Origin of the sequence: Aquimarina megaterium XH134, assembly GCF_000520975.1 — a bacterium.
Lineage (GTDB): Bacteria > Bacteroidota > Bacteroidia > Flavobacteriales > Flavobacteriaceae > Aquimarina > Aquimarina megaterium.
This window is the reverse complement of the sequence record NZ_JACB01000004.1, coordinates 113,152-125,086: the sequence shown is the minus strand read 5'-3', so window position 1 is coordinate 125,086 and position 11,935 is coordinate 113,152. Positions and strand designations below refer to the sequence as shown.

Annotated in this window: 6 protein-coding genes and 1 pseudogene; all 7 read right to left on the bottom strand. The window is 34.5% G+C overall.

The features are described 5' to 3' along the window. Window positions 1–512 precede the first annotated feature (512 nt). Window positions 513–954, bottom strand: a pseudogene (locus Z053_RS0105625) (DUF4494 domain-containing protein); the annotation flags it as partial. A 307-nt stretch (window positions 955–1,261) separates the two neighbouring features. Then, the gene (locus Z053_RS0105620; RefSeq protein WP_025664064.1) at window positions 1,262–3,133 is read right to left on the bottom strand and encodes a DUF885 domain-containing protein; all 1,872 of its coding nucleotides are present in this window, start codon (window positions 3,131–3,133) and stop codon (window positions 1,262–1,264) included. A 27-nt stretch (window positions 3,134–3,160) separates the two neighbouring features. Beyond that, window positions 3,161–5,017: a CocE/NonD family hydrolase gene (locus tag Z053_RS0105615; protein ID WP_025664063.1), complete on the bottom strand. Its 1,857-nt coding sequence runs from the start codon at window positions 5,015–5,017 to the stop codon at window positions 3,161–3,163. 196 nt (window positions 5,018–5,213) lie between these two features. Beyond that, window positions 5,214–7,544, bottom strand: a complete 2,331-nt coding sequence (locus Z053_RS0105610; protein ID WP_025664062.1) for a spondin domain-containing protein — start codon at window positions 7,542–7,544, stop codon at window positions 5,214–5,216. Window positions 7,545–7,756: 212 nt separating this feature from the next. Beyond that, a complete protein-coding gene (locus tag Z053_RS0105605; RefSeq protein ID WP_025664061.1) occupies window positions 7,757–8,404 on the bottom strand; it encodes a Crp/Fnr family transcriptional regulator in 648 nt (215 codons plus the stop codon). A 97-nt stretch (window positions 8,405–8,501) separates the two neighbouring features. Continuing rightward, window positions 8,502–10,481: a protein-disulfide reductase DsbD family protein gene (locus Z053_RS0105600; RefSeq protein WP_025664060.1), complete on the bottom strand. Its 1,980-nt coding sequence runs from the start codon at window positions 10,479–10,481 to the stop codon at window positions 8,502–8,504. Beyond that, the gene (gene tilS / locus Z053_RS0105595; protein WP_241459810.1) at window positions 10,481–11,827 is read right to left on the bottom strand and encodes a tRNA lysidine(34) synthetase TilS; all 1,347 of its coding nucleotides are present in this window, start codon (window positions 11,825–11,827) and stop codon (window positions 10,481–10,483) included. Before tilS ends, Z053_RS0105600 begins: the two co-directional genes overlap by 1 nt. Window positions 11,828–11,935: the final 108 nt, after the last annotated feature.

Sequence of the window (11,935 nt, the reverse complement as noted above, 5' to 3'; positions counted from 1 at the left end):
CGTTTCACTATGAAAAATCACTCAATTTGACGGCTTTTTAAATATGCTCTTGCAAATACGTTAAGTAAATTGTTTTAGTACATGACAAAAAACCTATATTTTGTTGTGAACAACTAAATATCAACAAATTACACATATATTCGTTGTTTTTGTCATTCCAGCCCTTCGGCCTAGCTCAGGATAAACTAAAGGCTGGAATCCATTTTGATATAATCCTATTAATGAGTGGATTCCGTTCTTCAACGGAATAACAAATCAACTCATCTCTATGTCGCGTAAATTTTTGTTATGTACCTAGGTAAACTATAGATCTTCTACCTCTTCTGATATTTCTTCCTGAGTAGAACTAACTTCTTCTAATGCTTCATTTTGAGTAGAATCGATCTCTTCTGAAACTTCTTCCTGAGAAGGGTTACCTTCTTCTAATATCTCTTCCTCAACAACATCAACTTCTTCTGATACTTCCTCTTGAGAAGAACTTGCTACCACTACCGGTTGAGCTTTATCAAATTGCTCTTCTTCGCCTGAGAAATAAGGAAAAACATCCATAATCGGAGATTCTGAAATTGCAGGTACAGTATAATCACTAACAGAGTCCTTCATCACACTAATGGTATTATCATAGGCTTCTTTTACATCATTAGCCTGTACCAACAGGTACATACTCGACTTTCTTTCCTTACCGCTTTCTTCATCATAAGAAACCAGGGCTACTTTTGACTTAAACCATCGATCAGAATTCTCAAAAGGATGTATCTCTGCAAAATTTGCAATCTTAATATTGGTGATTTTAAATTCTTCACTAATATATGCTGACATTTCTTCGTTAATTCTGGTTTCAGCTTCTGTATAGGATAAAGCATCTACCAGATAAGGTTCTGTCGTAACTTTCTGTACTCCAGATTCATCTATTTTTCTATACTTTACTTTACATTCATACCAAGTTGTGCTCATATCTTTTTTTTAGGATGGCAAATATATATTTTTAAAAAAACGCTAACCACGAATGCGCATAATAGATATTCACAATTTGAAAATTCTATGATTTCTTGATATGTACATTCTGTTATCTAAGCCCGAAAACAATAAACTAAAAAGACCTCACAGGTTTTAAAAACCTGTGAGGTCTGATTAAAAAAGCTATTCTCGATAGTCCTGCTGAGCTTGTCGAAGTGCAGTTTTTCTCCATTTCATTCCGAAAAACCACTCGAATTGACGCTTTTTATACCATTAACATCAAAATGCGCAATGGGTTAAAGTATTAAGAACCTACTTCTTCTTTGGTCTTATCTGCACTTTTACTAGCTACCCATTCTCCTATCAATTCTTCTAATATCGTAAGTGGTACAGCTCCATTAGTTAATACTACATCATGAAACTCTCTAATATCAAATGCATCTCCAAGAGTTTTTCTTGCATTTTCGCGTAGTTCAAGAATCTTAATCATTCCTATTTTATATGCTGTAGCCTGGCTTGGCATAACAATATGGCGTTCTACCATTTTTACAGCATCACTTTCTGCATTAGGAGTATTATCTACATAATACTTAATTCCTTCTTCTCTACTCCATTTTTTGCTATGAATTCCTGTATCCACTACCAATCGACAAGCTCTCCAAAGTTCCATTGCGAGTCTACCAAAATCTGAATACGGATCACTATACATTCCTATTTCTTTTGGTAACAGCTCGGTATACAATCCCCAACCTTCTGTATATGCTGTATACCCACCAAATTTTCTAAATTTTGGGATGTCCTGTAATTCTTGTGCAATAGATCTCTGCATATGATGCCCGGGGATACCTTCGTGATATGCCAAAGCCTCCATCTGGTAGATTGGCATTGCTGTCATATCATATAAATTGGCATAATACGTTCCTGGTCTTGAGCCATCAGGAGTTCCACTTTGATAGAAGGCTTTTCCTGCACTTTTTTCTCTAAAAGGCTCTACTGCTTTTACAATAATATCTGCTTTGGGTTTGGTAATAAAAAGTTCATCAAGTTTGGATTTCATTGTATCGATTAATCCAACTGCTTGTTTAAGGTATGCTGCTTTTCCCTCTTCGGTATTCGCAAAATAGAACTTTTTATCTTCTTTCATATACTTGAAAAAATCCTGTAATGTTCCTTCATATTTAACTTGCTTCATAATATCCCGCATCTCATTATGAATACGAGCCACTTCTTTTAATCCAAGCTCATGAATCTGATCTGCTGTCATCGTAGTAGTAGTCGTACGTTGTAGTGCGTTATCATAAAACGCAGCTCCTTTAGGAAATTTCCAGCAGCCATCATCAGTAGTAGCTCTTTGTTGTTGTCCTTCTAATAATGTGATAAGATTATCATACGCTGGTTTTACACTTTCTACGAGTCCTTTTTCTGCTTTAGACACTAATTCGCTCTGTTCTTCATCAGATAATTTAAGTGTCGAGATTTTACTTTTGAAATCCGCTAATAACGTACTTTCCTGATTAGATTTATCAAATGGTTGCCCTACAATAATATTACGACTATCATCAAGAACTTTGGCAAATACAAACTTAGGAGGAAGGATACCATTCTTTTCTCTAATCTTTATATTTTCTATCGCTTGGGTAAACATTTCATTGACACCATTTAATCTTGAAATATAAGCTTCTGCATCGTTCTTGTCCTTGATTTTATGCATATTGATAAGAAAAGCAGGAATTCTTGATTGCATTCCAAACATTTGATTTACAGGATAGTCATAAAACCTGTATTGAAAGTCTGCAATCTCATTTTCGAGATCTTTTTTCATCAATTTATAGCTTAGAGCAGTTGCATCATTTAATTGAGATACATCTACAGAGTCTTTTAAATAGGCAAAGCGTTCTTTTGCTCTTTCTAAATCTTCTGCTTCCTGTTTAGACGAAATATCATCCCATTTACCATAATCATCTGTTTTAATTCCTAAATACGTTTGCATCATTGGTGATTTGTCAATTTCTTGCTGAAACTGTGCTTCGAACCAATCGTTTAGTTTTTTTGATTGTTCTTCGATGATCTCTGCTTGTGAAGCAGTATCCTGTTCTGGCGCTTTTACTTCTTGTTTACAGCCGGTTAACGCCAGAAAAGAAGAAAATAGCAATACACTGATTTTTATTTTGGTCATGATAGTATCTATATTAGGGTTAATTGGTTACTTTAAAATCATAACTTCTATTGCAGAATCATGATATACTTTATGCGTTTGCTTGGTATAATCAGAAGCAGCTGCCTTAAAGATATTAGGAACATAAGTTTGTGGGTTTAAATCGATTAAAGGAAACCAGGTACTTTGCACCTGAACCTGTATTTTATGCCCTTTTTTAAACGTATGATGTATATCCTGTAGTTTAATATTTACATCTGTTTTTTGATTAGCAACAAAAGGTTCGGGTTTACTAAAATCATTTCGAAAACGCCCTCTCATCACTTCACTACGAACCATCATATGATAATTAGCCATTTTTAAATATTCCTGTGTTTCTTCGGTATCTTTGGCATCATTAGGATACACATCTATCAATTTTACTACCCAGTCTGCATCTGTACCTGTCGTAGCTACTTTTAGCTTTGCTAATACTTCTCCCGATAACGTCATGTCCTCGGTAAGAACAGGGGTTTCGAAAACTAACACATCGGGACGACGCGCTGCAAATCGTTGATCATCTGTCATATATTTTCTTGGTGTAAATACCATTTTAACATCTTCGGAATATGGAACTGGTTTTTTGGGGTCACTTATAAATTCTGAAACCCCGGCTCCACTTTTACCAGACAACTCATCATTGGCAGAAAGGTAGAATGTCTTTTTTTCTACATTTGCAGGTGGCCAACTTTCATAAGAATTCCACTCTTTTTTTCCGGTATCAAAAATTTGAACTTCTGGTAACCCGGTTTTTCCATCGGCATCTCCTTTTAAGAAATGATTAAAAAAGGTAGTTTCTACATTTTTTTGAAAATTTAAAGAAAGGTCATCTCCAAAATATACATTACCAATAGCTTGGCGCTTTTTGGTTCTTGCCCAATCCCCATGACTCCATGGCCCAAATACCATAATATTATAATTATCACTTTTCTTTTCGATATTTTCATAGGTCTCAAAAGGACCATATAAATCTTCGGCATCAAACAAACCTCCTACAGTCATTACTGCCGGTTTGATCGTTTGGTTTTTTAAGTGTTGAATTATCCCTCTTTTTTGCCAGAATTCATCATAATTCGGGTGTTCTTTTAATTGTGTCCAAAATACATTATCTTCTTTATAATACTGATCTAAAGTGCTTAAAGGTCCAGCATCCAGAAAGAATTGATATTGATCTTTACTTTTCAGGTCGGGAAAAGTATACCAACTCTCTGTTGTTGGTTTAGTTTTTTCATACCCAAAAACTGCTGTAGCTCTCCAATAGCTTAACAGATAGGCGCCATTATGATGAAAATCATCAAAAAAGAAATCCCCAATACATGCTTGTGGCGATACTGCTTTTAAAGCTGGGTGTGCATCTAATAAAGAATACGTTGCATAGAAACCAGGATATGAGATTCCCCATATTCCTACTTTTTTATTGGTATTCGGTACATTCTTCACCAACCAATCTATGGTATCATAGGTATCACTGGCTTCATCAAATTGTTTTCCTTTTTTACCAGGAATATAGGCTCTCATATTATCATAAACTCCTTCGCTCATCCAACGTCCACGTACATCTTGATAAACAACAATATTGCCTTCTTTCATTAAAAATTCATTTGGACCTATTTTAGATTTAAATTCATCTTTACCGTATGGTCTTGAACTATACGGAGTTCGATGCATTAAAATTGGGTATTTTTTTGAAGTATCCTTTGGTGTATAAATGGTAGTGTGAAGTTTAACACCATCTCTCATCACAATATCAACTTCTTGTTTTGTATAGTGTTCTTTTACATTATAGGAATCTGCTTCCTGTGAGAACATAATACTTGTGTAAAGAAGTACTATGCTTCTTAAAAGAATAAATCTGACTGATCGCATTGGTTTTAGTTTAGTTTATTGCTGAAGATAAAAAAATGGTACTGCCAGCAAGATAGTTTTAAGGAGATTTTAACAACTTACTAGGTATGATAAAGCGAAACAAAAGAAAAACCTTTGACATTATCGCCAAAGGTTTTTAAAATCTAAGAACGATCTATATCCCCATATAAGATCTTTTTATTTGTTCTTAGTCACTCTATTGCGGTTGTATGTTAACTTCTATCAGGTTATACCCTCCTCTTGGGTCTCCAAACCAGGTTACTCCCGGTGCACTATTAATAGTTCCTTTTCCAAATTGCACATCATCTAATGAAGATACTCTTCGAATTGCCGTATTATCATCTGCAGCTCCTGTATTAGCCGGGCCTTGTCTTGGAGCCTGAAACATTCCAAAACCTACATCTTCATCCTCTTCTGTTCCTGCATCAAAGAGATACGTTTGTTGACTATTTGAAATTCCTGATGTTGGAGTACCACTTGCATTAAATAAAGCCACACCATTATTATTATAACTTATAAACCAATCGTTTGTCTGTACCAACATCGTCCCGAAACCTAATTTATAACCTTGTCCATTAGGAACCTGAATTGTAAAAGTTAAAGATTCTCCTGGTCCAACAGGAGCTGTTTGTGTGCTTTTGGCTGTTGGCACTCCTAATCCTTTAAGGTATTCGTAAGCCATCTGATTATTACCATCTTCTGCAATTTGTTCTACTCCACTAGCTGCTCTTGCTGATTCCCCTTGTGTAAACCAAGGATCACTATTGGTATTAAAAGCATAGACAATGCCCGGAGAGAATACACTTATCGTTGATGATAATCGTAATGGAGCTCCCTGAGATCCGGTCTCGTTAAACCAATCATTTAAAGTACCTGGTTGTCCTGCTTCAGCGATCTCCTTTAATCCAAATCCTCTATCCGGTTCTCCTACAGTAAATAGAGGCGCATTCTGAGCATGCAGTACTACTAACCCCGGTGTTAACACGATTGGTGTAGCCCCAAGTGCCCCCACAAGATTGGTAAGTTTTAATGTAAAATATTTTGTTCCTGCATCATATGTTAATTCTGTTCTTAAATAACTGGTTACATCATCTGTTACCAACCTTACTGTATTGTCATCATCTGGAGTACCCGCTGTTGCACCATTCGGAACTGTTGCTATGGTTGCAGGATCTTCCTCTTCTGTACCAGCATCCCATAGATAAATTTGAGAGCTTATATCTCCTGTAATTGGGTTTTTGCTGGCATCAAAGAGGTCTATCCCAACCATTTTTGGCGCAAAAAACCAATCATTGGTCGCTGCAGACATTGTTGCAAAGTTTAATTTTGCTCCCGGAACCGCTTTAAATTGAATAGAATAACTACCATTTATTGTTGTAACGGGTCCCGGTCCTGCTGCACCATCTGGAGTATTAAAAACCTTTGTTGCCAGATAATTGATTTTATTTGTAATCGTGATATTAAATGAAGTTGTATTGCTTTGTGTATCATTAGCATTACCAAAAGTAGTATTCACTGCCTCTGACCAATCTGTAGATGCATTTCCTTCTCCATCAAAAGCAATACTATAACTTGGTAATACTACTTGTGGCACAAAATCACCAGCAGTCCATATTCCGGCTGCTACGGCTACATTTTCTCTAGGACTTCCTCCTGCTCCCCATTGTACAAAGTCTATAATTGACTCTGAATTTGTAAAAGAATTATTAGAATATAGTCCTAATCCTTCGCTATCTCCTAGTTCACTCCAATTAACAACCAAAAACTCTCCTGGTGCCAGATTGTTATTACCACTTGTTATTGATGCGTTTTGGATTTGAAGATATCTTCCCGGTCCTAAACATAACCAATATGGATTAAGATCAACATTTACAGTTCCGTTATTATATAGTTCTATTAGGTTATCTTCTCCATAATTCACTTCATTAATTACTATAGAACGCACATTGTTATTAGGCATCATCAATACATTTTCTTCTCCAAAAGTAACAGAGGTAGTTTCTGCCCAATTTGCTGATCCGTTGCCTTCACCATCAAAAACAATACTGTTATCAGGATTGCCTATGGTAGGTATAAAATCATTTGCAGTCCATATCTCTGCTGCTACGGCAACATTTTCTCTAGGACTTCCTCCTGCTCCCCATTGCACAAAATCTACTATAGCATCTGAGCTTGCAAAAGAATCTGTAGAATAAAGACCTAGTCCTCCTGATGCATCAGGAAGATCGTATGATAATACCAAATACCCCCCAGCCGGAATAACAACACTACCGCTTTCTGGTGTTAAGCTTCCTATACGTTGGTATGTTCCTGGTCCTAAACATAACCAATAATTACTAAGGTCTGCTTCTTGGTTTCCTTTGTTAAAAATTTCTACCAAGTCTGTTCCTTGAAATTTGATTTCATTAAATACCACTTGGTTTACAACCTCATCAGGTTCTCCTGGGGGTGTTCCTGTATCATCATCATCGCTACAAGAAGTAAAGATGGATAGTCCTAAGAATACATAAAATAACGTTTTTTTCATAATTTGTGAATTTTTCTGTTCCTCAATTTTTGATCAAATTTAAGAGGGCAGAATGCTCACAAACGGTGACAAAAGTTACTGTTTACTGTTAAAAAAGTGTTATATCCCTATTTAACAAAGCATTTTTTCAATAAAAAGTTAAAAAACCTGTAGTATTCTAACATAAAAAGGTGCCTTTTCAGACACCTTTTCATCAATTTTATGGGGTAATTTCAGGACGGATAACCTTGTAGCAGTTCTATATGTCGTTTATGTTGAATTAATAAGTTTGAAGCTTGTAATTTTTTGGTTATTCTGGAAACAACTTCTCTAGAGGTTCCTAAGTCCGATGCTATTTCTTTATGAGACATTTGGATCATATTACAATTTTGAAGCTTCGCTTTTTTGTTAAGAAAATTAACTAGTCTATCTTCAATTTTATAACAAACCACTTGTTTTGTTGTATTTAGAAGGTCTTCATAATTTCGTTGAAAATCCTTCAATATAATTCGTGTAAAAGATGGATACTTAACAAACCATTCTTTTACTTTATCAATAGGCAAACACAATACTTTGGTATCCTCTTCAGTTTTTGCTGAAAAACGGACTGCTTCCTGACTAAATAAGTGATTAAAACTAAGTATACAACATTGGTTAGGATGTATATAATATAAAAGAAATTCTACCTCATCTTCTTCGGCATACATTTTAATTAAACCATCTATAATGATTGGTAAGAAATTAAGATAAGCTCCTTGTTTTACTACATATTCACCTTTTGGGATATTTTTAAATTTCCCGAAAGAAATAATTTCATTTTTTAACGCTTCTTCAATAAAAGGGAAACATTGAGAAAGTTCTATTTTTTCAATAGGTATCATTCAACTTTATTACAGTTTGCACTAGTAAAGTCGAAAATTCTCTATGTACTTACAACAACATCATAATAAAAACTTATACTCTTATATAGTTATGTTATTATTTAGTAAAATTCTTTAGGCCTTTCTGTAACCATTTAAGATATTCATTTGTATCCGGAGTATAAGCAGTAGTCTTGTTGAGTAAATTCATATCTGCATCTAATAATGCATAATAAGGTTGTGAATTATTTTTGAAGTTTAAAGTCTGAAATGTTGCCCATTTATCTCCTACTGTCCTAATAGATTTAATTCTTCCATCAGGTTTTAAGAATTTAAATTGATCATCTTCTGATAACTTCTCTCGATCATCAACATACAAAGAGATTAAAACGTACTTATTCTTAAGGATATCGATAATTTCTGGGTGGCTCCATACTTGTTCTTCCATTTTACGGCAATTCACGCAAGCCCAACCTGTAAAATCAAGCATAATAGGTTTGTTTTGGGCTTTGGCAGCTTGTACTCCTGCTTCAAAATCGGTATATGCATTAAGTCCTAAAGGTCCATGAGCTTCTTTTTCATAAATACTATAAAATAATGGTGGAGGAAAACCACTTAGCAATTTTAGATTCGCATAAGCGGTATTCGTAAGCCCAGGAACCAAATAAATAACAAACGCCAAGGTAATAATACCCAGAGTTTTTCTTCCTTTACTTAATTTTTGTATTGGGCTATCGTGGGGAAAGCGTATTTTTCCGAAAAGGTATAAGACCATACCCAAGCCAATTACTATCCAAATACCTATAAATATTTCTCTTTTTAAAATCCCCCAATGCTCAACAAGATCTGCATTTGAAAGGAATTTAAATGCTAATGCCAGTTCGATAAAGCCCAGGACTACTTTTACAGCATTTAACCATCCACCACTTTTTGGTAAAGAATTTAACCAATTAGGAAATAACGCAAATAGTGCAAACGGTAATGCTAAGGCTAATCCAAAGCCTCCCATACCAAAACTTAATTGCATCGCTCCCCCATCACTACTTAGAGAACCTCCTAGTAATGATCCCAAAATAGGTCCTGTACACGAGAAGGATACCAGAGCTAGTGTTAATGCCATAAAGAATATACCTATCACTCCCCCAATACTTGTAGCTTTACTATCAAGCTTGGTACTCCAGGAAGCTGGTAAGGTAATTTCGAAATAACCAAAAAAGGATATTGCAAATACAATAAAAATGACAAAGAAGACAATATTAAGCGTCACATTTGTCGAAATATTATTCAATATCTCTGGATCTAATGAGTCTAACAAATGAAAAGGAAGACTTAATAAAATATAAATAATGAATATAAAAAAACCATACAAAATAGCATTAAATAATCCTTTTTTACGATCCTTGGCTCCTTTGGTAAAAAAAGAAACCGTAAGAGGTATCATAGGAAATACACAAGGTGTTAATAAGGCAATTAATCCTCCCAAAAACCCTAAAAGGAAAATATTAAAATAACTTTTCTCCTCTACTTGTTCTGAAGGAAAAACATCTTTACCTTTTATATCAATATATAATGCTTCAGACTTTTTTTGGTCCTCTGCTGTAATACTAGCCAGATCTCCTTTATTTTCGATTGCTTCTCCAGAAAGATTGATGTCAAATTCTACAACCTCTGGAGCCAGACATTTCTCATCATCGCAAACCGAAAAAAATACTTCTGCTTTAATTTGCTGCAGTGTCTTGTCTATACGCTTGATTTTTTGAGAAAAAGTCACTTTATCTTCAAAATACTTCACATCCATCTCGAAGATATTATCAAACTTCTCGATACCTTTAGGTTCTATCGTTTCTCCAATAAGTGCATAACTCTCTGGAGTATTATTATAAGTAAACTCTGTTGGTGTTGGAGCTATCTCATCGCTATCTGCTTCATTTTGAGAATATAAATGCCACCCTTCATCAAGAGTCGCCTCAAAGTATAAAACAAAAGTATCATCAGTTTCCTTCTCTATAGTAGCTTTCCACTTAATAGGATCCAGTGTTTGTGAAAAAAGCGTTGTAGAAAATAAAACAGTGGTAAGTAATAATAAGAGGTGTCGCATCAGGCTATTGTAATTTTAAGTATTTGTTTTGTTTGGGGTATTATTTTAAATCTATTATCTGCTCTATAGTTTATAATCCAAATTATTTCTTTTCCAGAACATAATAACCATACTCTTTCTTTGGCTAGTAAAGATAATTTTTCATCTTTAAAATATTTACTCAATTTCTTTTTTCCTTTCATTCCCAGAGGATAAAAATAGTCGCCTTCTTTCCATTTTCTTACAGTTAATGGATACTTTAACTTTTCTTTATCAACATAAATGGTCTTCAGATCAATATCCGATATTTCAGATATCATCTTAAATTTGAGTGTTCCCGGGGGAATCATTAACATACTTTCGGCTTCAGGTATGCTATAATTGCGATCCTCTATTTTTTCTGATATCGGACTCAATAACAAATATTCTCTATCCTTTACCAAACGATGGGTTCCCGAAAAAATCTGCTTCCCGGACTGACCAGTGATCATATGTTCTATATCACCCCATGCTGTAAAACCATATTCTTTTAATAAAAAATACAGGCTAGCTTTTGGGTCTCCGTAATCCATTAATCTATTAATAGGTATTTTAATGATATCATTTTCTGAAACCTCGAACAACTCTTTTTTAAGTTGAGTTACCTGATTTTTAATAAATTCGTTACTCTGTTTTAGGTATTCTAAGGTGGTATTAAAATTCTCTAAAAACTGAGGATTAACACCTTTTAACTCTGGAATTACATCAAGACGAAGTTTATTTCTAAGATATTTTGCACTCTTATTACTACTATCTTCTCTCCATTGCCAATTATTCTTTTTTGCATACGCCAAAATTTGCGTTCTCGAAAAAGGTAATAACGGCCGTACAAAAATCCCATTAACTTCTGGTATACCCGTTAATCCTTCTATTCCTGTACCTCTCGACAGGTTAATTAAAAAAGTCTCTAGATTATCATCTGTATGATGCGCAGTAAGAATATAATCAAACTGATGTTCTAGAGCTAATTTCTTAAACCAATCATAGCGTAACTCTCTGGCTGCCATCTGTATTGACAAATTATGATCTACAGCATAATTTTTGGTATCAAATTGTGTAATAAAAACCGAAGATTGAAGTTCATCAGACAATTGAGTAACAAAGTTTGCATCCTCATCACTTTCTCCTCCTCTTAGTTTAAAATTACAATGCGCAATACTATATTTCAGATGTAATGCCTGGCAAAGCCTTACAAGTATAACACTATCTAATCCACCACTACACGCAATTAGTAGTTTGCTTTCCGATAGAAATGAAAGGTTTTCGGTAATATGATCTTTAAACTCTTGTAACAACAGATTTTGGATTGAAGTTTTTCGATTTTTCAAATATACGATTTTGAATTGCGATAACCATTTTCTATCAAACTACATTTTACATATTGATTATCAGGTTTTTAACACTTTTTTCGATTTGTTTTTCTTATTTTTAGAAAG